The organism is Pseudomonas frederiksbergensis (assembly GCF_001952935.1).
GTDB lineage: Bacteria > Pseudomonadota > Gammaproteobacteria > Pseudomonadales > Pseudomonadaceae > Aquipseudomonas > Aquipseudomonas frederiksbergensis.
Genome location: NZ_CP018319.1, coordinates 3,879,320 through 3,902,431 on the forward strand (window position 1 = coordinate 3,879,320; position 23,112 = coordinate 3,902,431).

The 23,112-nt window shown below is 60.3% G+C and carries 19 protein-coding genes and 1 pseudogene; 12 read left to right on the plus strand and 8 right to left on the minus strand.

Annotated elements, in window-relative coordinates; genetic code table 11:
- The first annotated feature begins 120 nt into the window (after positions 1-120).
- The 10 genes from pcaK to pcaC all read left to right on the plus strand — a co-directional run bounded on the left by pcaK (position 121) and on the right by pcaC (position 10,014).
- Positions 121-1,467 (plus strand): 4-hydroxybenzoate transporter PcaK, encoded by a 1,347-nt coding sequence (gene pcaK, locus PFAS1_RS18040; RefSeq protein ID WP_074874177.1) that lies wholly within the window; start codon positions 121-123, stop codon positions 1,465-1,467.
- A gap of 270 nt (positions 1,468-1,737) precedes the next feature.
- The gene (locus PFAS1_RS18045) at positions 1,738-2,595 is read left to right on the plus strand and encodes a CoA transferase subunit A (protein ID WP_007947285.1); all 858 of its coding nucleotides are present in this window, start codon (positions 1,738-1,740) and stop codon (positions 2,593-2,595) included.
- Positions 2,595-3,374, plus strand: a complete 780-nt coding sequence (locus PFAS1_RS18050; RefSeq protein WP_074874182.1) for a CoA-transferase subunit beta — start codon at positions 2,595-2,597, stop codon at positions 3,372-3,374. The genes PFAS1_RS18045 and PFAS1_RS18050 overlap by 1 nt, the downstream gene beginning before the upstream one ends.
- Positions 3,371-4,576, plus strand: a complete 1,206-nt coding sequence (gene pcaF, locus PFAS1_RS18055) for a 3-oxoadipyl-CoA thiolase (protein ID WP_198044984.1) — start codon at positions 3,371-3,373, stop codon at positions 4,574-4,576. Before PFAS1_RS18050 ends, pcaF begins: the two co-directional genes overlap by 4 nt.
- A 37-nt stretch (positions 4,577-4,613) precedes the next feature.
- Complete coding sequence (pcaH, locus tag PFAS1_RS18060) at positions 4,614-5,318, plus strand: protocatechuate 3,4-dioxygenase subunit beta (RefSeq protein WP_076029999.1); 705 nt, start codon at positions 4,614-4,616, stop codon at positions 5,316-5,318.
- A 1-nt stretch (position 5,319) separates the two neighbouring features.
- A complete protein-coding gene (pcaG, locus tag PFAS1_RS18065; RefSeq protein ID WP_076030000.1) occupies positions 5,320-5,886 on the plus strand; it encodes a protocatechuate 3,4-dioxygenase subunit alpha in 567 nt (188 codons plus the stop codon).
- 192 nt (positions 5,887-6,078) lie between these two features.
- Complete coding sequence (locus tag PFAS1_RS18075; RefSeq protein ID WP_076030001.1) at positions 6,079-7,383, plus strand: MFS family transporter; 1,305 nt, start codon at positions 6,079-6,081, stop codon at positions 7,381-7,383.
- 45 nt (positions 7,384-7,428) lie between these two features.
- Positions 7,429-8,793 carry a 3-carboxy-cis,cis-muconate cycloisomerase gene (locus PFAS1_RS18080; protein ID WP_076030002.1) on the plus strand — a complete coding sequence of 455 codons (1,365 nt, stop codon included), beginning with the start codon at positions 7,429-7,431 and terminating at the stop codon, positions 8,791-8,793.
- A gap of 11 nt (positions 8,794-8,804) precedes the next feature.
- Positions 8,805-9,611: a 3-oxoadipate enol-lactonase gene (pcaD, locus tag PFAS1_RS18085; protein ID WP_076030003.1), complete on the plus strand. Its 807-nt coding sequence runs from the start codon at positions 8,805-8,807 to the stop codon at positions 9,609-9,611.
- Between the two features lie 10 nt (positions 9,612-9,621).
- Positions 9,622-10,014, plus strand: a complete 393-nt coding sequence (pcaC, locus tag PFAS1_RS18090; protein WP_008147336.1) for a 4-carboxymuconolactone decarboxylase — start codon at positions 9,622-9,624, stop codon at positions 10,012-10,014.
- A gap of 192 nt (positions 10,015-10,206) precedes the next feature.
- Here the strand turns inward: pcaC and PFAS1_RS18095 are convergent.
- The 5 genes and pseudogenes from PFAS1_RS18095 to PFAS1_RS18115 form a co-directional block, all read right to left on the minus strand.
- Positions 10,207-11,021: pseudogene (locus tag PFAS1_RS18095) on the minus strand (methyltransferase domain-containing protein).
- A gap of 193 nt (positions 11,022-11,214) precedes the next feature.
- Positions 11,215-12,474 carry an OprD family porin gene (locus PFAS1_RS18100; RefSeq protein ID WP_076030004.1) on the minus strand — a complete coding sequence of 420 codons (1,260 nt, stop codon included), beginning with the start codon at positions 12,472-12,474 and terminating at the stop codon, positions 11,215-11,217.
- Between the two features lie 457 nt (positions 12,475-12,931).
- Entirely contained in the window at positions 12,932-14,392 is a 1,461-nt protein-coding gene (emhC, locus tag PFAS1_RS18105; RefSeq protein ID WP_076030005.1) for an efflux RND transporter outer membrane subunit EmhC, read from the minus strand.
- A complete protein-coding gene (gene emhB / locus PFAS1_RS18110) occupies positions 14,389-17,553 on the minus strand; it encodes an efflux RND transporter permease subunit EmhB (protein WP_076030006.1) in 3,165 nt (1,054 codons plus the stop codon). The genes emhC and emhB overlap by 4 nt, the downstream gene beginning before the upstream one ends.
- Before the next feature lie 3 nt (positions 17,554-17,556).
- Positions 17,557-18,714 carry an efflux RND transporter periplasmic adaptor subunit gene (locus PFAS1_RS18115; RefSeq protein WP_076030007.1) on the minus strand — a complete coding sequence of 386 codons (1,158 nt, stop codon included), beginning with the start codon at positions 18,712-18,714 and terminating at the stop codon, positions 17,557-17,559.
- 265 nt (positions 18,715-18,979) lie between these two features.
- On the opposite strand from PFAS1_RS18115, the gene emhR reads away from it, so the two are divergent.
- Complete coding sequence (gene emhR, locus PFAS1_RS18120) at positions 18,980-19,612, plus strand: efflux system transcriptional repressor EmhR (RefSeq protein ID WP_074874205.1); 633 nt, start codon at positions 18,980-18,982, stop codon at positions 19,610-19,612.
- Between the two features lie 154 nt (positions 19,613-19,766).
- Here the strand turns inward: emhR and PFAS1_RS18125 are convergent, their stop codons facing one another.
- The 3 genes from PFAS1_RS18125 to PFAS1_RS18135 are packed head-to-tail and all read right to left on the minus strand — an operon-like array spanning position 19,767 to position 22,328.
- Positions 19,767-20,816: an alkene reductase gene (locus PFAS1_RS18125; protein ID WP_076030008.1), complete on the minus strand. Its 1,050-nt coding sequence runs from the start codon at positions 20,814-20,816 to the stop codon at positions 19,767-19,769.
- Between the two features lie 21 nt (positions 20,817-20,837).
- A complete protein-coding gene (locus tag PFAS1_RS18130; RefSeq protein WP_076030009.1) occupies positions 20,838-22,004 on the minus strand; it encodes an MFS transporter in 1,167 nt (388 codons plus the stop codon).
- 3 nt (positions 22,005-22,007) lie between these two features.
- Positions 22,008-22,328, minus strand: a complete 321-nt coding sequence (locus PFAS1_RS18135) for an ArsR/SmtB family transcription factor (protein ID WP_074874210.1) — start codon at positions 22,326-22,328, stop codon at positions 22,008-22,010.
- 155 nt (positions 22,329-22,483) lie between these two features.
- Between PFAS1_RS18135 and PFAS1_RS18140 the strand changes: the two genes are divergently transcribed.
- Complete coding sequence (locus tag PFAS1_RS18140; RefSeq protein WP_076030010.1) at positions 22,484-23,059, plus strand: acyl carrier protein phosphodiesterase; 576 nt, start codon at positions 22,484-22,486, stop codon at positions 23,057-23,059.
- Positions 23,060-23,112: the final 53 nt, after the last annotated feature.

A 23,112-nucleotide genomic window follows, 5' to 3' on the forward strand; every position in this document is an offset into this window, starting at 1 on the left:
CTGTTCCCATCGGTTTCTCTGCCGGAACAGCATCGTCTGATCGCGATACCCCTTTTCTTGTGACAGCGCCAGCCTCGGCTGCCACCTGTCCGACTGCGTTCTTTGCGTGGAATAAAAATAATGAACCAGCCCCAGTCTGCTGTAGGAAACTGCCTCGACGTGCAGTCCTTCATCAATGCTCAACCCATTTCGCGCTACCAATGGCGAGTGGTGATCCTGTGTTTCCTGATTGTTTTCCTCGATGGCCTCGACACGGCGGCCATGGGGTTCATCGCGCCCGCCCTGTCTCAGGATTGGGGCATCGATCGCGCCAGTCTCGGCCCGGTGATGAGCGCGGCGCTGATCGGCATGGTTTTCGGCGCACTGGGTTCTGGCCCATTGGCTGACCGCTTCGGGCGAAAAATCGTACTAGTAGGGGCGGTACTGTTGTTTGGCGCGTTCAGCCTGGCGTCGGCTTACAGCACCAACGTCGATCAGTTGCTGGTGCTGCGATTCCTCACCGGCCTGGGCCTTGGTGCCGGCATGCCGAACGCCACGACGCTGCTGTCCGAATACACCCCGGAGCGCAAGAAATCCCTGCTGGTGACCAGCATGTTCTGCGGCTTCAACCTCGGCATGGCGGGCGGCGGTTTCATTTCCGCGAAACTGATTCCGGCCTTTGGTTGGCACAGTCTGCTGTTGATCGGCGGGATTTTGCCGCTGATCCTCGCCGTCGTATTGCTGTTCTGGCTGCCGGAATCGGCACGCTACCTCGTCGTCCGCAATCGCGGCACTGACAAAGTGCGCAAAACCCTGGCGCCCATCGATCCAATCGTCGTCGCCCAGGCTTCCAGCTTCAGCGTGCCGGAGCAGAAGACTGTGAAGGCCCGCAACGTGTTCGCGGTGATCTTCTCCGGCACCTACAGCACGGGCACCTTGTTGCTGTGGCTGACCTACTTCATGGGGCTGGTGATCGTTTATCTGCTGACCAGTTGGCTGCCGACGCTGATGCGTGACAGTGGCGCGAGCATGGAGCAGTCGGCATTCATCGGTGCGTTGTTCCAGTTTGGCGGGGTATTGAGCGCGGTGGGCGTGGGCTGGGCGATGGACCGGTTCAATCCGCACAAGGTTATCGGCATTTTCTATCTGTTTGCCGGGGTGTTTGCCTACGCGGTAGGGCAGAGCCTGGGCAACATCACGCTGTTGGCGACGTTGGTGCTCGTGGCCGGGATGTGCGTCAACGGCGCGCAATCGGCGATGCCTTCACTGGCGGCGCGGTTTTATCCGACGCAGGGGCGGGCGACCGGGGTGTCGTGGATGCTCGGGATTGGCCGCTTCGGCGCGATTCTCGGTGCGTGGATGGGCGCAACGCTGCTGGGCCTGGGCTGGAATTTCGAACAGGTACTGACAGCGCTGGTGATTCCAGCGGCATTGGCGACCACGGCGGTGGTGATCAAGGGCATGGTCAGCCATGCGGATGCGACGTGAGGGCAGGCTTCTGATTTTTCGTTGAGCTTGCGGCCCTCATCGCGAGCAGGCTCGCTCCTACAGGGGAACGCGGTCAACTGTGGGAGTGAGCCTGCTAGCGATGCTTTTAAGGATCGGTAGGTAGACAACAATGTGTTCGATAAACGAACACTCAGTCGATTATCGGATTGTTTGGCGTTTTTCAGGGGCTTACTCTTCAGTCATTCCGGCGCTGCGCATCGCGCCTTTTTTCTTCCACTGTCGGTTCATAACAAAACGGGAGCCTGCCCCATGGCTGAAATCCTTTCGCTGCACGACGCGGTGAAGCAATTCGTCAACGACGGCGATACCGTCGCGCTCGAAGGCTTCACTCACCTGATCCCTACGGCGGCGGGTCACGAAATCATTCGCCAGGGCAAGAAAGACCTGACCCTGGTGCGGATGACACCTGACCTGATCTACGACCAGTTGATCGGCGCCGGTTGTGCTCGCAAGTTGATTTTCTCCTGGGGTGGCAACCCGGGCGTCGGTTCGCTGCATCGCCTGCGTGACGCCGTCGAGAAACAGTGGCCGCACGCGCTGGAAATCGAAGAACACAGCCACGCCGACCTGGCCAATGCCTACGTCGCTGGCGCTTCCGGCCTACCGTTCGCGGTGCTGCGTGCCTACGCCGGCTCCGACCTGCCGAAGGTCAACCCGCTGATCAAAACCGTCACCTGCCCATTCACCGGTGAAGTATTGGCGGCCGTGCCTTCGGTGCGCCCGGACATCACCGTGATTCACGCACAGAAGGCTGACCGCAAAGGCAACGTGTTGCTGTGGGGCATTCTCGGCGTGCAGAAAGAAGCCGCACTGGCCGCCAAGCGCTGCATCGTTACCGTCGAAGAAATCGTCGACGACCTCAATGCACCGATGAACTCTTGCGTTCTGCCGACCTGGGCCTTGAGTGCGGTCTGCCACGTCCCTGGCGGTGCGCATCCGTCCTACGCTCACGGCTACAACGAGCGCGATAACCGTTTCTACCAGGCTTGGGACCCGATTGCCCGCGACCGTGAAACCTTCACTGCGTGGATCAACGAGTACATCCACGGCTGCGCTGACTTCAGCGAGTTCCAGGCCAAACTGGCCGCTGCTTCGGAGGCCAAGTAATGACTTACACCACCAATGAAATGATGACCGTCGCTGCTGCCCGTCGTTTGAAAAACGGTTCGGTGTGTTTCGTCGGCATCGGCCTGCCGTCGAAAGCCGCCAACCTGGCGCGTCTGACTTCCTCGCCGGATGTAGTCCTTATCTATGAATCGGGTCCGATTGGTGCCAAGCCAAGCGTACTGCCGCTGTCGATCGGTGACGGCGAGTTGGCGGAAACCGCTGACACTGTCGTCCCGACCGGTGAGATTTTTCGCTATTGGTTGCAGGGCGGGCGCATCGACGTCGGTTTCCTCGGCGCCGCGCAAGTCGACCGCTTCGGCAACATCAACACCACCGTGGTCGGCGATTACCATCAGCCGAAAGTCCGCCTGCCGGGTGCCGGCGGTGCGCCAGAGATCGCTGGTTCGGCGAAAAGCGTGTTGATCATCCTCAAGCAGTCGGCGCGTTCCTTTGTCGACAAACTCGATTTCATTACTTCGGTCGGCCATGGCGAGGGCGGTGATTCGCGCAAGCGTCTCGGCCTGCCGGGCGCTGGCCCGGTCGGCATCATTACCGACCTGTGCATCATGGAACCGGAAGCCGGCACCCATGAATTCGTGGTCACTGCGCTGCACCCGGGCGTGACCCGTGAGCAAGTGACCGCGGCTACCGGTTGGGCGATTCGCTTCGCCGACCATGTTGAAAACACCGCCGAGCCGACCGAAGTCGAACTGAAGGCGCTGCGTGATCTGGAAGCCCGCACCGCCGCCGCCCACGGCCAAGCACCCGGAGAAGCCTGATGCGTGACGTTTATATCTGCGACGCGATTCGCACCCCCATCGGCCGTTTCGGCGGTGGCCTGTCGGCGGTTCGCGCTGATGACCTGGCCGCCGTGCCGATCAAGGCGCTGATGGAACGCAACCCGTCGGTGGACTGGAATGCAGTGGACGAGGTGTTCCTCGGTTGCGCCAACCAGGCCGGCGAAGACAACCGCAACGTGGCGCGCATGGCGTTGTTGCTGGCGGGCCTGCCGGAAACCATTCCGGGCGTGACCCTCAATCGCCTCTGCGCCTCGGGCATGGATGCCATCGGCACCGCGTTCCGCGCCATCGCCAGTGGCGAGATGGAGCTGGCAATTGCTGGCGGCGTCGAGTCGATGTCCCGCGCGCCGTTCGTGATGGGCAAGGCTGATGCGGCGTTCTCGCGCAACATGAAGCTGGAAGACACCACCATCGGTTGGCGTTTCATCAACCCGTTGATGAAAGCCCAATACGGCGTGGATGCGATGCCGCAGACCGCCGACAACGTGGCTGACGATTACGAAATTTCCCGCGAGGATCAGGACGCTTTCGCACTGCGCAGTCAGCAACGGACAGCCGCCGCGCAAGCCGCAGGATTTTTCGCCGAAGAAATCGTTGAAGTGCGCATTGCCCACAAGAAAGGGGAAAGTGTCGTCAGCCAAGATGAGCATCCTCGCGCCGACACGACGCTGGAAACCCTGGCCAAACTGAAACCGGTCAATGGTCCCGACAAAACCGTGACTGCCGGCAATGCTTCCGGAGTGAACGACGGTGCGGCCGCATTGATTCTGGCCTCCGCCGAAGCGGTGAAGAAGCACGGCCTGACCGCCCGCGCCAAAGTGCTGGGCATGTCGAGCGCCGGTGTCGCACCCCGGGTGATGGGGATCGGCCCGGTGCCTGCGGTGCGCAAACTGACCGAGCGTCTCGGCCTGGCCGTCAGCGATTTCGACGTGATCGAACTCAACGAAGCCTTCGCCAGCCAGGGTTTGGCGGTGCTGCGCGAACTGGGGCTGGAGGATGACGCGGCCCAGGTCAACCCCAACGGTGGCGCCATTGCCTTGGGCCATCCGTTGGGCATGAGCGGCGCCCGCCTGGTCCTGACCGCGCTGCATCAGCTGGAAAAGACCGGTGGCAAGAAAGGTCTGGCGACCATGTGCGTCGGCGTCGGCCAGGGTCTGGCCTTGGCGATCGAACGGGTCTGACGCGTAGCGTTGATGAATAAGAACAGAGGAAAGCTCCATGACTGACAAGCCTGGTTACCGCCGCCCGCAAGAGGGCACCCAGCCGGAATACCTGCACCCGGCCTATCAATCCACCAACCGTCGCTCGCCGTCCAAGCCGTTGGTGTTTTTGCCCCATTCGCTGTCGGAAATTACCGGTCCGACCATCGGTGCCGAGCGCATTCAAGCGCAGGACAACGACCTGACCGCCCAGCACAAGGGCGCGCCATTGGGCGAGCGCATCATCATTCATGGCCGCGTGCTGGATGAAGATGGTTTGCCGGTGCCGGGGATTCTGGTGGAAATCTGGCAGGCCAACGCCGCCGGTCGCTACAACCATGATCGCGACCTGCACGATGCACCGCTGGACCCGAATTTCACCGGCACTGGCCGCACTGTGACCGACGCCGATGGCTGGTACCAATTCCAGACCATCAAGCCCGGCGCCTATCCGTGGGGCAACCACCACAACGCATGGCGCCCGGCACACATCCATTTCTCACTGTTCGGGCCGAGCATTCTGACGCGGCTGGTCACGCAGATGTATTTCCCGGGCGACCCGCTGCTGGCGTATGACCCGATCTACAACTGCGTACCGGATACCAGCGCCAAAGAGCGTTTGATCGCCAGTTTCGACCTGGAAAAAACCATCCCTTCCTATGCCCTCGGTTATCGCTGGGACATCGTCTTGCGCGGCCGCGAAGCCACGCCGATGGAGAAATAAGATGACGCTGAACGCGACCACATCCCACACCGTCGGACCGTATTACCACATCGGTTTGACCTGGCTGAACCGCGAAGACCTGACCGTCGAACAAACCCTCGGCGAGCGCGTGGCGATCACCGGGCAAGTCATCGATGGCAACGGCGACATCGTTAACGACGCGATGCTGGAAGTCTGGCAGGCCAACGCCGCCGGCAAGTATGACCACCCCGAAGACGATCAGGACAAACCCCTGGACCCGAACTTCGAAGGGTTTGGCCGGGTGCCGGTGGATGCCGAAGGACGCTTCCGTTTCACCACGATCAAGCCGGGCATGGTGGAAGGCCTGAAAGGCACGACTCAGGCGCCGCATCTGGTGGTGCTGGTGTTTGCTCGCGGGTTGGTGAAGCACTTGCTGACGCGGATTTACTTTGACGGCGAACCGGCCAACGTGGCGGATCCGCTGCTGGAATGTGTGCCGGCTGAACGTCGCAGCACCTTGCTGGCGAAGCAGGATGCGTCCGGTGTCTACCAGTGGAATGTGATCCTGCAGGGCACCGACGCTGAGACGGTGTTCTTCGATTATTGATGGAGCGCCACAAAACCTGTGGGAGCGGGCTTGCTCGCGAAGGCGTCGTGTCAGTCGATATCAATGTTGCCTGACTCACCGCCTTCGCGAGCAAGCCCGCTCCCACAGGGGATCGCGTAGCTGATGTATTTGTGGAACGGGATTGTTGCAAAGTGTGTCTAGACTCTCACGGTCCCCATTGAGTAAAAAACAATGACAACCAACACCGCTACTACAGCGCTCTACACCGGCGAAGAGCGCAGTAAAAGGATCTTCGCGATTGTCGGCGCCTCGTCCGGCAACCTCGTCGAATGGTTCGACTTCTACGTCTACGCCTTCTGCGCGATCTATTTCGCCCCTGCCTTTTTCCCGTCCGATAACCCGACTGTGCAGCTGGTGAATACGGCTGGCGTATTCGCCGCCGGGTTCCTGATGCGGCCTATCGGCGGCTGGATCTTCGGCCGGCTGGCGGACAAGCACGGGCGCAAGAATTCGATGCTGATCTCGATTCTGATGATGTGCTTCGGTTCGTTGCTTATCGCTTGCCTGCCAACCTACAAGGATATCGGCGTCTGGGCGCCGATCATGCTGCTGTTCGCCCGCTTGTTGCAGGGGCTGTCGGTGGGCGGAGAGTACGGGACCACCGCGACCTACATGAGTGAAGTGGCCCTCAAGGGCCAGCGCGGTTTCTTCGCCTCGTTCCAGTACGTGACGCTGATCGGCGGGCAATTGCTGGCGGTGTCGCTGGTAGTGGTCCTGCAACAAATCCTCACTGAGGATGATTTGCGCGCCTATGGCTGGCGGATCCCGTTTGTCGTCGGTGCGGCGGCAGCGTTGATTTCGCTGTTCCTGCGTCGCTCGCTCAAGGAAACCACCAGCAAGGAAATGCGCGAAAACAAGGACGCCGGCAGCATCCGTGCGCTGTTCCGCGACCACAAGGCTGCGTTCATTACCGTGCTCGGTTACACCGCCGGTGGCTCGCTGATTTTCTACACCTTCACCACGTACATGCAGAAGTACCTGGTGAACACCGCCGGCATGCACGCCAAGACCGCCAGCTACATCATGACCGGCGCACTGTTCCTTTATATGTGCATGCAGCCGCTGTTCGGCATGCTCGCGGACAAGATCGGTCGACGTAACTCGATGCTGTGGTTCGGCGCGCTGGGGACGTTGTTCACCGTGCCGATCCTGCTGAGCCTGAAAAGCGTCAGCAGCCCGTTCCTGGCCTTCGTACTGATTACCGTGGCACTGGCGATCGTCAGTTTTTACACTTCCATCAGTGGCCTGGTAAAAGCCGAAATGTTCCCGCCCGAAGTGCGCGCATTGGGCGTCGGCCTGGCGTACGCGGTGGCGAATGCAATCTTCGGTGGTTCGGCGGAATATGTGGCCCTGAGCCTCAAGGCCGTGGGCATGGAAAACTCCTTCTACTGGTACGTCACGGTGATGATGGCGGTGGCGTTCCTGTTCAGCCTGCGCTTGCCGAAACAGGCGAAGTATTTGCAAAACGACCTTTGATCTTTACCCGTGGGCCGGCGTGGCCCACGTCTCCAGGGACTGCTTATGAATGAGCGACCGGGCAATCAATTATTCGATGTCTATTTCACCGCCCGCGACATGCGTGAGGTGTTCTGCGATCAGGGGCGGGTTCAGACAATGCTTGATTTTGAAGCGGCGCTGGCTCGGGCCGAGGCGCGAGTCGGGCTGATTCCGCAAACGGCTGTCGCGCCGATTGAAGCGGCGTGTCAGGCCGGGCATTACGACTTTGCGGCTCTCGGCGAGGCGATTGCCACGGCGGGCAATTCGGCGATTCCGTTGGTCAAGGTGCTGGGTAAACAGATCGCGGCCAACCATGCCGAAGCCGAGCGCTATGTGCATCTGGGCGCGACCAGCCAGGACGTGATGGACACCGGTCTGGTGTTGCAACTGCGTAGCGCGCTGGCGCTGATCGAAAGCGATCTGGCGCAACTGGGCGAAACGCTGGCGACCCAGGCGTTACGCTACGTCGCCACACCGCTGGCCGGGCGCACCTGGTTACAGCACGCGACACCCGTCACCCTCGGCATGAAAATCGCCGGTTGGCTGGGCGCTGTCACTCGCAGCCGTCAACGTCTGCAACAACTCAAGCCGCGGCTGCTGGTGCTGCAATTCGGCGGCGCCTCCGGAACCCTCGCGGCCCTCGGCGAGCAGGCGATGCCGATTGCCCAGGCGCTGGCTGAAGAATTGAAACTGACACTGCCGGATCAACCTTGGCACACCCAGCGAGATCGCTTGGTGGAGTTCGGCTCGGTACTGGGATTGATCGCCGGCAGCCTCGGTAAACTCGGCCGCGACATCAGCCTGTTGATGCAGACTGAAGCCGCTGAAGTGTTCGAACCATCCGCGCCGGGCAAGGGCGGTTCTTCGACCATGCCGCACAAGCGCAACCCGGTGGGCGCGGCGGTGCTGATCAGTGCTGCAACGCGGGTTCCGGGTTTGCTCTCGACGCTGTTCAGCGCCATGCCTCAAGAACACGAGCGCAGCCTGGGCCTGTGGCATGCCGAGTGGGAAACCCTGCCGGAGATTTGCTGCCTGGTGTCCGGCAGTCTGAAACAAGCGTTGCTGGTGACGGATGGGCTGGAAGTGGACGCCGAGCGCATGGCCCGCAACCTCGATCTGACCCAAGGGCTGGTGCTCGCCGAAGCGGTGAGCATCGTCCTCGCCCAACGGGTCGGCCGCGACACCGCGCACCATTTGCTGGAGCAATGCTGCAAGCGCGCGGTGGCTGAACGACGTCATCTGCGAGCGGTACTCGGCGACGAGCCGCAAGTGACCGCCGAACTCTCGCCTGCTGAACTCGATCATTTGCTGGACCCCGCTCATTACCTCGGTCAGGCCCATACCTGGGTCGAGCGAGCGGTGGCTGAACATTCTGCGTTGACTGCCTGAAGGAGATTGCTGTGGCTTTCGTACAACTCGCCGAGGGCGAACTGCATTACCAAATTCAAGGGCCGCAACTCGATGGCCCGGCGGATGCGCCGGTGCTGGTGTTGTCCAACTCGCTGGGCACTAACCTGCACATGTGGGACGCGCAGATTGCGGCGTTCGCCGAGCATTTCCGGGTGCTGCGTTTCGACACCCGGGGTCATGGCCAATCGCTGGTCACGCCGGGGCCATACAGCATCGAGCAACTGGGCCATGACGTGCTGGCGCTGCTGGATGCGTTGCACATCGAACGCGCGCATTTCTGCGGTCTGTCCATGGGCGGGCTGATTGGCCAGTGGCTGGGGATCAACGCGGGTGATCGCCTGAACAAACTGGTGGTGTGCAACACGGCGGCGAAAATCGGCGATCCGTCGGTGTGGAACCCGCGCATTGAAACCGTGCTGCGTGACGGTCCGGCCGCCATGGTCGCGCTACGTGATGCGTCGATTGCGCGCTGGTTCACCGCCGATTTTGCTGAAGCCAATCCGGCTGCCGCGAAAAAGATTACGGACATGCTCGCGGCCACCTCGCCAGAAGGGTATGCCGCGAATTGTGCCGCCGTGCGCGATGCCGATTTCCGCGATCAGCTGTCCTCGATCAAGGTGCCGCTGCTGGTCATCGCCGGCACCGAAGACCCGGTCACGCCGCCGTCCGGCGGGCACTTCATTCAGCAACACGTGAAGGGCGCCGAGTACGCCGAGTTCTACGCCGCGCACTTGTCCAACGTTCAGGCCGGCGCTGCGTTCAGTGACCGGGTTGTGACGTTTTTGTCAGCTGATTAAGGGGATTGTTGTGGACGAGAAACAACGTTACGACGAGGGCCTGAAAGTCCGTCGCGCGGTACTCGGTGACGCCCACGTCGACCGCAGCCTGAATGCGCTGACCGAGTTCAACTCGGAGTTTCAGGAGATGATCACCCGCCATGCCTGGGGCGACATCTGGACCCGTCCGGGGCTGCCGCGTCATACCCGCAGCCTGATCACCATCGCTATGCTGATCGGCATGAACCGCAATGAAGAACTCAAGCTGCACCTGCGCGCCGCCGCCAACAACGGCGTGACCCGCGGTGAGATCAAGGAAGTGATCATGCAGAGCGCGATCTACTGCGGCATTCCGGCAGCGAACGCGACGTTCCATCTGGCGGAGTCGGTGTGGGATGAATTGGGGGTTGAATCGCGGGAGTGAGCCTGGGGATTTCAGGTGTTTGACCCACCGCTTTCGCGAGCAAGCCCGCTCCCACAGTTTTACGGTGTGAACTCAAATTATGTGTTCACTTAAGACCCCTGTGGGAGCGGGCTTGCTCGCGAAAGCGGTGGGTCAGCTTGCATCGATGCTGAAGGTTAAACCGCCATCGCGAGCAGGCTCGCTCCCACATTTTTAAACCGTGGCGACGATGAAGATTCGCTTGAACGGAAACAACGTGTGCCCGTCGTTCTCCGGCGGGTATTGCGCATGCACGCGCATCAGGTAGTGATAGATGAACCGTGCCTGTTCATCGTCCTTCAGTCCCTGCATCACCGGCCGCAGCGCCGAGACTTTGACCCAGTCATAGATCGGTGACTTGCCATCGACAACCTGTAGCTGTTCGGTCTCCCAGATATCCAGTGTCCGGGTGATCGGCGAGAGCAACCGATAGTAACTTTCCAACGACAACAGCGGCCGCGCCGCCATGGCCTCGCGCAATTGCGGGGTGCCCAGTGGTTTGCCTCCGGGGCCTGCGTCTTCAAGGGTGTCGAGCATCAGTTGATACCACTGCGCATCCCGCCAGTCGGGCATGTGCGCGGCCAGGCAACCACCCGGATTAAGGAGCTTGAGCAAGCGTGGCAGTAGCTGTTCGTGGTCGTTGATAAAGTGCAGCACCGCGGCGGCGAAGAGTAGATCGGCGGGTTGCTCAGGTTGCCAACTTTTCAGGTCGCACTGTTTCCAGAGCGCCTTGATCGGCAAATATCGGGCTTGCTGAAGCATCTGTTCGGAGCTGTCGACGCCCATCAGGCGTGCACGGGGCCAGCGCTTGGCCAAGAGTTGAGTCGCAATGCCGGTGCCGCAACCCAGGTCGAAATGCGTTTGGGTTGTTTGAGATCAACGTGATCAAGCAGTTCGCTCGCCGGTCGTTGTCGAAGACGCGAGAATTGTTGGTAGGCCTTGGCGTCCCAGTCGGTAGCGATGGGTCCGGATTTGAGTCGAGCGATCATGAGGTCGTCCTCTGGTGATCAGTGGTGTCTTCCGATGACAGCCTGGCTCAAGTCTTGGGGACCAACATCAACAGATAACGGAAGTGCGGGAGGGCTGAATGTCGCCTGAGTCCTGTCAGGTTTTTTCACTGTAATTGACGCTCGATAAAGCGCCAGCCAGCCTGACGGGCGGCTGGCTGGCTGGCTGATCGCCTTACAACAAACTGATCGGATAGCTGACGATCAACCGGTTTTCATCGAACTCGTTGTTGCTGAAATCCCGGCGAATGGTCGAGTTGCGCCATTTGACGTTGAGGTCCTTGAGCGCGCCGCTCTGCACGGTGTAGCCCAGTTCGCTTTCGCGGCCCCATTCCTTGCCGTCGGTGATGGTGCCGGTGTGCACGTTGTCGCCACTGATGTAGCGGTTCATCAGGGTCAGGCCGGGAATGCCGAGGGCGACGAAGTTGTAGTCATGCCGTACCTGCCAGGATTTTTCTTTCGCATTGTCATAACTGGCGTTGTAACTGTCATTGGCCAGGATGCCGCCGCTGGTTCCATTGACCCGCATCCACCCGCTGTCGCCGGTGAGTTTTTGCAGGCCGACATAGAAGGTGTTGCCGCCGTATTTGGCCGAGAACAGGCCCGACCAGGTCTTGTTGTCCAACTCGCCGGCCCGGGCGCTGCCGTCGTCCTTGCCGTAGAAGAAACCGAGGTTGGCGCCCAGGGTCCAGTCGCCGAGGGGCTGGCTGTGGATCAGATTCACGTATTGCTGGCTGTAGATGTCCTTGAGTTCGGCGTTCCACACACCGACCTGGGTGCGCTTGTCGTTGAAGGCGTATTCGCCGCCCTGAAAGTTGAAACGGTCGGAGGTGAACGCCGGTTTTCCGCTCATCGACATGTCGTTCATGCTGCTATCGTCGCGCGGGCTGTTGGCGCGGAACTGCCCGCCGTAGAGCGTCAGGCCGTTGATTTCCTTGGAGGTGACCTGGCCGCCACGAAAGGTTTGCGGCAGGGAGCGACCGTCGTCCGAACGCAGGATCGGCAGCACTGGCATCCATTCCCCCACCTTCACTTCGGTCTGCGACAGCTTGGCCTTGAACGCGACGTTGGTGCGACCGAAGTTGTCCGCCGGACGACCGTCGTGATCCAGCGGCAGCAACTGCGTGCCGCCCGTGCCTTTACCACCGTCGAGTTTCACCGAGTACAACCCCAGCACATCCATGCCGAACCCGACGGTGCCCTGGGTGAACCCGGACTTGGCGTCGAGGATGAAGCTTTGTGTCCACTCTTCTGCCTTGCCCTGGGTTTTGGTCGGGTTGGTGAAGTTGCGATTGATGTAGAAGTTGCGCAGGTTCAGGTTGACCTTGGCACCTTCGACAAAGCCTGATTCCTCGGCCATGGCGGGCAGAGCCGTACTGGCCAGTGCAACGGCGATGAGGCTGGGGAGCCAGTATTGAGTGTTGGAAGGTGTCATGTGTGCGGGTCTCTCTAATTTTTAGGTATGAAACGGGGCGCTGCCGCAACCTTGGGATTGCAGACAAAAAAAATTGAAATCGGGATAAAACGAACGGGATCAGCCGGACAGGGCAGGGCGCGGGGGCATGGTGTCGAACCTGTTGTTATTGGTTTTGTGCGACGAATGGTGCGGGGGATGGGCGGGAGGGTTCAATCGGGGAAAGCGGGTTTTGGGCGATTATCGAACATAAGATTGGCTGGGGATTTGTGTTGTCTGTTCCGGCCTCATCGTCGGAGCGCCGCCCGGAGCCGGCTCGCTCCCACAGAGGGATCTAGGGTGAACACAATATTGATGACCAGCAGAGATCAACTGTGGGAGCGAGCCTGCTCGCGATGGCGTCAGAGCTGACAACACACCTTTTCCTGCAGACAACAAAAAGCCCACCAAGCGGTGGGCTTCCTGTTTTACAGCGCTATCAGAACAACTTCATCTTCGGCGCTTCTTCTTTCAACGGCTCGTTCTTCGCCGTCTGCTCGTTCCAGCCACCGCCCAATGCCTTGTACAGATTGACGGCACTGACCAGCTGCGCCAGACGGTCGGTGATCAGTACCTGTTCGGCACTGAACAGCTGACGCTGGGCATCGAGGAAGGTCAGGTTGCTGTCGACACCAATGCGATAGCGACGCTCGGCCAGACGGTAGTAGTCCTGGTTCGCGGTGACGAAATCACGCTGGGCCTGCAACTGATCGGTGTAGGTCTGGCGCGCGGCCAGGCCGTCGGCGACTTCCTGGAAGGCCGTTTGAATGGACTTCTCGTAGTTCGCCACGCCGATGTCTTTCTGGATTTTTGAATAATCCAGGCTGGCGCGCAGGCTGCCGGCGTTGAAGATCGGCAGGTTGATCTGCGGCTGGAACAACCAGGTGCCCGAACCGCCCTTGAACAGGCCGGACAGGTCAGGGCTCAGGGTCCCGGCGTTGGCTGTCAGGCTGATGCTCGGGAAGAACGCAGCCCGCGCCGCACCGATGTTGGCGTTGGCGGCTTTCAGGTTGTATTCGGCCTGAAGGATGTCCGGACGACGTTGCAGCAAGTCAGATGGCAGACCGGCCGGCACTTCGCTCAGCAGGTCGTCAGCCAACGGCTTGGCCGCTTGCAGATTGGCCGGGACGCCCGTGCCGAGCAGCAACACCAGGCTGTTTTCATCCTGGGCGACTTGACGGGTGTACTTGGCCATTTGCGCGCGGGCGTTTTCCACCGAGGTACGCGACTGGGCCAGGTCCAGCGCCGAGGCGACCCCCACTTCATTGCTGCGGGCGGTGAGCTTGTAGCTCTCCTCGAACGCAGCCAGGGTGTCCTGGGTCAGTTTCAGCAATTCCTTGTCGGCCTGCCAGGTCAGGTAGGCGTTGGCCACACTGGCCACCAGGCTGATCTGCGTGCTGCGGCGCGCTTCTTCAGTGGCGAAGTACTTTTGCAGCGCTTCTTCGCTCAGGCTGCGAACCCGACCGAACAGGTCGAGCTCATACGCGCTGATGCCGACTGTGGCCGAGTAGGAACTGGTGATGTCCGCTTGGCCGGTCTGCGAGGCCCGAGCCGGGACCCGCTGACGGCTGCCAGTGCCGTTGGCCGACACGGCCGGGAACAGATCGGCACGCTGGATGCGGTATTGAGCCGCAAAGGCGTCGATGTTCAGCGCCGCGACACGCAGGTCACGGTTGTTTTCCAGAGCGATCTGGATCAGTTGTTGCAGCGCCGGGTCATGGAAAAACTGCTTCCAGCCCTGTTCAGCAGCAGCCTGGGCCGGCGCCTGGGCCGACGAATACGCCGGACCTTGCGGGTACTGGCCCGCCACCGGTGCTTCAGGCTGCTGATAATCGGGAATCAGCGAGCAGCCACCGAGCACGAAGGCGGCAACAGCCAGGGAAAGTAGCGACTTGCTCATAAGCCAGCCTCTTTAGAAGGTTCTAGAGCGTCGTCCTGGTCAGCGATTTTGCGCTGCCCCATGGCCGACACGGTGACAAAAAACAGCGGGACCCAGAATATCGCCAAAACGGTGGCGGTGATCATACCGCCAATCACCACCGTACCAATGGCGTGCTGGCTACCCGAGCCGGCGCCGCTGGAAATGGCCAGTGGCACCACGCCGAGGACAAACGCCAGGGAGGTCATGATGATCGGGCGCAAACGCATGCGGCACGCCTCGATGGCGGCCTCCTGCAAGCTCTTGCCCTGTTCATGCAGGTCTTTGGCGAACTCGACGATCAGAATGGCGTTTTTCGCCGCCAGACCAATGGTGGTCAACAGGCCCACCAGGAAGTACACGTCGTTGGACAGACCGCGCAAGCTGGTTGCCATCAAGGCACCGATAATCCCCAGCGGCACCACGAGCACCACCGCAATCGGAATCGACCAGCTTTCATACAACGCGGCCAGGCACAGGAACACCATCAGGATCGACAACGCGAACAGCGCCGGCGCTTGCGAACCCGCCAGTCGTTCTTCGTACGACAGGCCGGTCCAGGAAATACCGACACCGGCCGGCAGTTTCTGGGCCAGGGCTTCGACTTCGGCCATGGCTTCACCGGTGGAATAGCCGGGGGCCGGGGCACCGAGGATTTCCATCGCTTCTACGCCGTTGTAACGCGACAGCTTCGGCGCACCGTAAATCCACTCACCCTTGGCGAACGCGGAGAAGGGAACCATGGTGCCGGCGCTGTTGCGTACGTACCATTTCTTCACGTCTTCAGGACTCATGCGCGCCCCTGGCTGGCCTTGCACGTAAACCTTCTTCACCCGACCGCGGTCGATGAAGTCGTTGACGTAGCTACTGCCCAGCGCAATCGACAGGGTGCTGTTGATGTCGGCGATGGTAATGCCCAGGGCACTGGCCTTCTCGTCATCGATTTCCAGTTGGTATTGCGGTTCGTCGTTCAGACCGTTCGGGCGGACCTGCGACAGCACCTTGCTCTGCGCCGCCATCCCGAGGAACTGGTTGCGTGCAGCCATCAGTGCATCGTGACCGATACCGGCACGGTCTTGCAGGAACACGTCGAAACCGGTGGCGTTACCCAGTTCCAGCACCGCCGGAGGGGCGAACGCAAACACCATCGCGTCACGGAAGGTGAAGAAATGCTGTTGGGCACGGGCCGCGACTTTGAATACGCTGTTTTCGGCGTTACGTTCGTCCCACGGTTTGAGCATGATGAACGCCATACCCGAACTCTGACCACGGCCTGCGAAGTTGAAGCCGGTCACGGTAAACACCGAGGCCACCGCGTCTCCTTCACCGCCTTCAGTGCCCGGACGAAGCAGGAACTCACGCATCTCGTCCACCACCACTTGCGTGCGCTGGGAACTGGAGCCAGCCGGGGTTTGCACCTGGGCAAACAGTACACCTTGGTCTTCTTCCGGCAGGAACGCGGATGGAATGCGCAGGAACAACCAGATCATGCCGACGACGATGATCACGTACACCAGCAGATACGGCACCTTGTTACGCAGAATGTTGCCAACGCCGCGTTCGTAGCTTTTCACGCTACGGTCGAAGTTGCGGTTGAACCAGCCGAAAAATCCGCGTTTCGGGACGCCGTGCTCACCCTTGGGGATCGGTTTGAGCATGGTGGCGCAGAGCGCCGGGGTAAAGATCAGGGCGACCAGTACCGACAGGGCCATGGCCGAGACGATGGTGATCGAGAACTGCTTGTAGATCACGCCAGTGGAACCGCCGAAGAATGCCATCGGCAACAGTACCGCCGACAGCACCAGGGCAATACCGACCAGTGCACCCTGGATCTGCCCCATGGATTTCTTGGTGGCTTCCTTGGGTGACAGGCCTTCTTCGCTCATGACCCGTTCGACGTTCTCCACCACGACGATGGCGTCGTCCACCAGCAAACCGATGGCCAGTACCATACCGAACATGGTCAGGGTGTTGATGCTGAATCCGAATGCCGCGAGGATCCCGAAGGTACCCAGCAATACGACTGGCACGGTCATTGTGGTGATGACGGTGGCGCGGAAGTTTTGCAGGAACAGGAACATCACCAGGAACACCAGCGCGATCGCTTCGACCAGGGTTTCAACCACACCCTTGATCGACTCGGTCACCACTGGAGTGGTGTCGTACGGGAATACCACTTCCATCCCTTCCGGGAAGAACGGCTTGAGGGATTCGATGGTCTTGCGCAGCGCTGTTGCAGTGTCGAGGGCGTTGGCACCGTTGGCCAGTTTCACCGCCAGACCCGAGGCCGGGCTGCCGTTGAACTGGGCGCTGATCGAGTAGTTTTCACCCCCCAGAGCGACATCAGCCACGTCGCCGACACGCACTTGCGAACCATCCTTGTTGACCTTCAGCAGGATGGCCTTGAACTGCTCAGCCGTTTGCAGACGGGTCTTGCCGATGATAGTCGCGTTCAGTTGCTGACCGGCCACGGCAGGCAAGCCACCGAGTTGACCGGATGACACCTGGACGTTTTGCGCGGCGATGGCGGTTTTCACGTCGCCCGGGGTCAGGTTGAAGTTGTTCAACCTGGCCGGGTCGAGCCAGATCCGCATCGCGTACTGGGCTCCGAAGACCTGGAAGTCACCGACACCGGCGGTCCGCGAGATCGGGTCCTGCATGTTCGACACGATGTAGTTGGACAGGTCGTCCTTGGTCATGCTGCCGTCGCGCGACACCACGCCGATCACCATCAGGAAGTTTTTCACTGCCTTGGTCACGCGGATACCCTGTTGCTGCACTTCTTGTGGCAGCAGCGGGGTGGCCAGGTTCAGCTTGTTCTGGACCTGAACCTGCGCGGTATCGGAGTTGGTGCCCTGCTCGAAGGTCGCGGTAATGGTCATGCTGCCGTCGGAGTTACTTTCCGAGGAGACATAACGCAGGTTATCGATACCGTTGAGCTGTTGCTCGATCACCTGGACCACGGTGTCCTGCACGGTTTGTGCAGACGCGCCCGGATAGGTCACAGAGATCGCAATGGCCGGAGGCGCAATGCTCGGGTATTGGTTGATCGGCAGTTTGAGGATCGATAGTGCCCCGACCAGCATGATGACCAGGGCAATTACCCAGGCAAAAATCGGACGGTCGATAAAAAATCTGGACATGGTTTACTCCCCTTTGCCGCTGGAAGCCTTGTTAGCTACCTGTGCGGGGGCCGGGTTCTTTGCGCCAACGTTAGTCGCTTCACTGGCCTTTACTTCGACGCCAGGTTTAACGAATTGCAGTCCTTCGGTGATCAGGCGGTCGCCGGCCTTCAGGCCGTCTTCGATCAGCCATTGGTTGCCGACGGTGCGGCTGGCCTTGAGGTGACGCAGTTCGACCTTGTTGTCCGGGCCGACGACCAGCGCGGTCGGGGTGCCTTTGAGATCACGGGTCACGCCTTGTTGCGGGGCGAGGATCGCCGCGCTGTTCACACCAGCCTGCAACTGGGCGTGTACAAACATGCCGGGCAGCAGGGTGTGGTCAGGGTTCGGGAATACCGCACGCAAGGTCACGGAACCGGTGGTCTGGTCCACCGAGACTTCCGAGAACTCGAGCTTGCCTTCCTGTTTGTACTGGCTGCCGTCTTCGAGGGTCAACTTGACCTTGGCCGCGTTGTCGCCGGATTTTTGCAGACGACCGCTTTCCAGTTCGCGGCGCAGTTCCAGCAGCTCAACCGAAGACTGGGTGACGTCGACGTAGATCGGGTCCAGTTGCTGAATCACCGCCATCGCTTCGACCTGGCCGCTGGTAACCAGCGCGCCTTCAGTCACAGTCGAGCGGCCGATACGGCCGGAGAGAGGCGCGTAAACCTTGGTGTAGCGCACATTGATCTGGGCGCTTTGCAGGGCGGCTTCCGATTGCAGCCGGTTAGCCAGGGCCGTGTCGTACTCCTGACGGCTTACAGCCTGTTCGCTGACCAACTGCTTGTAGCGGTCGGAAATCGATTTGGTCTGCTGCAGGTTGGCTTGGGCGCTTTTCAGGGTGGCTTCATAAACCGCCGGATCGATCTGATACAGCTGCTGGCCGGCCTTGACGTCGCCGCCTTCCTTGAACAGGCGCTTGAGAATGATGCCGTTGACCTGAGGGCGAACTTCGGCGATGCGGTACGCGCTGGTACGGCCCGGAAGTTCGGAGGTCAGGGTAAAGGCTTGAGCTTGCAGAGTAACGACGCCGACCTGAGGGGGTGGTGCGGCAGGTGCCGCCTCTTCCTTTTTGCATCCGCTGAGCAGCGATGCCAAGGCGAGGGCGGTGACCAGAGCGGTAACAGCTGGCTTGAATTGCATGAAAATCCTCGGGTCAGGCGCGCAAATTGCGCACTCGAAATGTAGAGAAGTAAAAAATGTGCGCTGAGTGGATAAGTAGCTTGCTAAGGAATATACTTACGTTCATGGTTGTTTGTAAATACCTTGGCCGTGTATCCACATCGTTACGAAAGCCGTTCAAGGGTTCGAATTGTAGGCCGGTGACGACGCCCGAGAGCGATCGCTCCACTTTTATTCAGCTGATGTTCAGACATCGCTGAAGCATCCTGATTGAGGTTGTACTGCCATGGTCCGTCGCACCAAAGAGGAAGCTCAAGAAACCCGCAGCCAGATACTGGAAGCGGCAGAAAAGGCCTTTTACGAAAGGGGCGTGGCGCGCACGACACTGGCGGATATCGCTACCCTGGCCGGGGTCACTCGCGGCGCTATCTACTGGCATTTCAGCAACAAGGCGGATCTGGTGCAGGCCATGCTTGATACCTTGCATGAGCCGCTGGATGAAATGGCCAAGGCCAGTGAAAGCGAAGATGAGCTCGATCCCTTGGGTTGTATGCGCAAACTGCTGATTCATTTGTTTCATCAAGTTGCCCTGGATCCGAAAACCCGACGCATCAATGAGATTCTGTTTCATAAGTGCGAATTCACCGATGAAATGTGCGACCTGCGCCAACAGCGTCGAGAGGTCAGCCTCGATTGCAATGTGCGAATCGCCCTGGCCCTGAGTAATGCGGTCAACCGGGGGCAGTTACCGGAAGACCTCGATACGGCCCGCGCGGCCATCAGCATTCATGCGTATATCGATGGCATCCTGTATCAGTGGCTGTTGGCGCCCGACAGCTTTCAACTGCATATCGATGCCGAGCGTTTGGTTGATACCGGGTTGGATATGCTGCGCTTGAGCCCCAGTCTGCGCAAATGAAACAAAATACCTAATGGGGGTGCTTTTATATACGTACGCTCGCCCGCTTGATAGGTAGTGAGCTACCTGATTTGTAGGGATTTTGTGAGTAACCCGGTTGCAAAAAAGCCCCGGCTCTTTCGAGTCGGGGCTTTTGCGTTTCAAGGGGTGACGCTTACAACACCGGGTAGTCGATGTAGCCGACCGGGCCCTTGGCGTAGAACAGTTCAGGACGCGCCTCGTTCAGCGGCGCATCGGCCTTCAAACGTGCCGGCAGGTCCGGGTTGGCGATGAATGGTACACCGAAGGCCACCGCATCGGCCTTGCCGCTGGCGAGCCAGGCGTTGGCGCTGTCCTTGGTAAAGCGTTCGTTGACGATGTACGGGCCGCCGAACGCTTCTTTCAATTGTGGACCCAGGCTGTCGCCATCTTCTTTCTCGCGGGAGCAGATGAAGGCGATGCCACGTTTGCCCAGTTCGCGAGCGACGTAAGTGAAGGTCTCGGACAGGTTGTGGTCGCCCATGTCATGGAGATCGGCACGGGGTGACAGGTGCACACCCACGCGGCCCGCGCCCCAGACTTCGATCGCGGCATCGGTCACTTCCAGCAGCAGGCGAGCGCGATTTTCCACGGAACCGCCGTAGTTGTCGGTGCGCTGGTTGGTGCTGCTTTGCAGGAACTGGTCGAGCAGGTAACCGTTGGCACCATGGATTTCCACACCGTCGAAACCGGCTGCCTTGGCGTTCTCGGCGCCGACGCGGTAGGCGTCGACGATGTCGGCGATTTCAGCGGTTTCCAGGGCGCGTGGGGTTGGGAAGTCGGCCAGTGGGCGAACCAGGCTGACATGGCCTTTTGGCTGAATGGCGCTCGGTGCGACCGGCGTTTCACCGTCCAGGTACGACCCGTGGGAAATCCGGCCGACGTGCCACAGTTGCAGGAAAATCTTGCCGCCGGCGCCGTGAATAGCCTTGGTCACATTGGCCCAGCCGCGCACTTGATCGTTGGACCAGATACCTGGGGTGTCCGGGTAGCCGACGCCCATCGGCGTGACCGAAGTGGCCTCGCTGAGGATCAGGCCGGCCGAGGCGCGTTGTACGTAGTACTCGGCCATCAGCGCGTTTGGCACGCGGCCTTCGTCGGCGCGGCAGCGGGTCAGCGGCGCCATGATGATGCGGTTGGCCAACTCGAGGTCGCCCAGTTTGATCGGATCGAAAATAGTCGTCATGAAATAGCTCTCCGGTAGAGATCAGTTGGTAGCAGGGGTCAGTTCGGGATTGCCGTTCTGACGGAAAGTAATCAGGGTCACCAGCAGGGCGAGTACCGCCAGTGCGGCTGCCGCGAGAGGAACGCTGGTCAGGCCGAAACCGTGGGCGATGACGCTGCCACCGACCCAGGCACCCAATGCGTTGCCGATATTGAAAGCGCCGATGTTCAGGGTCGACACCAGGTTCGGTGCGGCCTTGCCGTAGGTCACCACGTTCACTTGCAGGGCGGGCACGGCGGCAAAGCACGCAGTGGCCCAGAGGAACAGGGTGATTTCGGTTGGTATCAGCGCAACGCTGGTCCAGGTCAGTACGGTCGAGATCACCGCCATCGAGATAAAGACGCCGATCAATGTGGCGGCCATGCCTTTGTCCGCCAGTTTGCCGCCGATGATGTTGCCGACCGTCAGGCCCAGGCCGATGAGCATTAGGGTCCAGGTCACGCCTTTGGGCGAGACGCCAGTGACATCGCCGAGCAGCGGGGCGACGTAGGTGAACAGGGTGAATACCGAAGCTGCGAACAGCGCGGTCATGCTCAACGACAGCCAGATCCCGGCGCCTTTGAGGGCGCGCAGTTCGGCGCGCATGTCGAGTTTCTCTTCATCGCGCTTGGCTGGCAGGAAGCGGATCAGGCCGATCAATGCGATCACGCCAATCACGGTCACCGCCCAGAAGGTCGAACGCCAGCCAGCTTCCTGACCGAGTGCGGTGCCCAGCGGAACGCCGAGTACGTTGGCCAGTGTCAGGCCGGTGAACATCAAGGCCACGGCCGAAGCGCGCTTGTTTGCAGGCACCAGACCTGCCGCCACCACCGAACCGATACCGAAGAACGCACCGTGGCAGAGGGCGGTGACCACGCGGGCAAACATCAGCACGTTGTAGTCAGTAGCCATTGCACAGAGCAGGTTGCCGACGATAAAAATCCCCATCAACGCTACCAGCGCAGCCTTGCGCGGCAATCTGGAGGTGGCCAGCGCCATGAACGGCGCACCGATGGCCACGCCCAGGGCGTAACCGGTCACCAGCCAGCCGGCGCCGGGAATCGACACACCGAGGTCGGCCGCCACATCGGGCAGCAAGCCCATGATGACGAACTCGGTGGTGCCGATGGCGAAGGCGCTCAAGGCCAGAATGAGTAGCGAGAGGGGCATTGTTCAGTTCCTTGTCGGAGCGCTGAGCTCCTTGACGATGGCGTCGAGGAACGCCTGAATCACGTCCTCGTTGCGTTTGAAGAAGTGCCATTGACCGGCTTTCTGGCTGCTGATCAGTCCCGCACGTTGCAAGGTCGCCAAATGGGCGGACACGGTCGACTGCGACAGGCCGCAGCGTTGATCGATCTGTCCGGCGCAAATGCCGTACTCGTGGTTGTGGAGCTGTTCCGGGAACTGGGTTTTGGGATCTTTCAGCCAGATGAGGATGTCTCGGCGTACTGGGTGTGCCAGGGCTTTTATTATTTCGTCGAGGTCGATGGTCATGGTTTGGGCTCGTGATGAATAAAACGCTATATCGCGATGAGGCGAACTTTAAATCGGTACTTCGCGATATACCAATATGATTTTGGTCTGACGACCGAGTAATTCGGTATATCGGGTTATAACGATATTGAGGGCGTAGTGCTAAGCTGCGCGGCATGAACTATCTCGCACATCTGCACCTCGGTGGCCAGCGCCCCGGTCAATTGCTCGGCAGTCTGTATGGCGATTTCGTCAAAGGGCGGCTGCAAGGGCAGTTCGATCCGGAGATCGAAGCGGCCATCCAGCTGCATCGCAGCATCGATGTCTTTACCGACCGTCATCCGTTGGTGGACGTTTCGTTGTCACGGTTTTCCATGACCCGCCGGCGTTACGCCGGGATCGTGCTTGACGTGTTTTTCGACCATTGCCTGGCGCGGGACTGGACGTTGTACGCCGACCAGCCGCTGGAGCAATTCACTTCGGGTGTGTACCGGGTGCTGTCCGCCGAGGCGCAATTGCCGGAGCGTCTGGCGCAGATCGCGCCGCACATGGTCGCTAATGACTGGTTGGGTTCTTATCGGGAATTTGCGGTGCTGGAGCAGGTGCTGCGGGGGATTTCACGGCGGCTGACGCGGCCGGAGGAGCTGGCCGCAGCGATGCAGGAATTGCGGGTGTTGTATGAACCGTTGAGCGATGACTTCCGGTTGTTCTATCCCGAGTTGCAGGCATTCGCTGCGACACCGCGAATCTAATGTGGGAGCGGGCTTGCTCGCGAAGGCTGCTTCACATTCAACACATGTGCTGA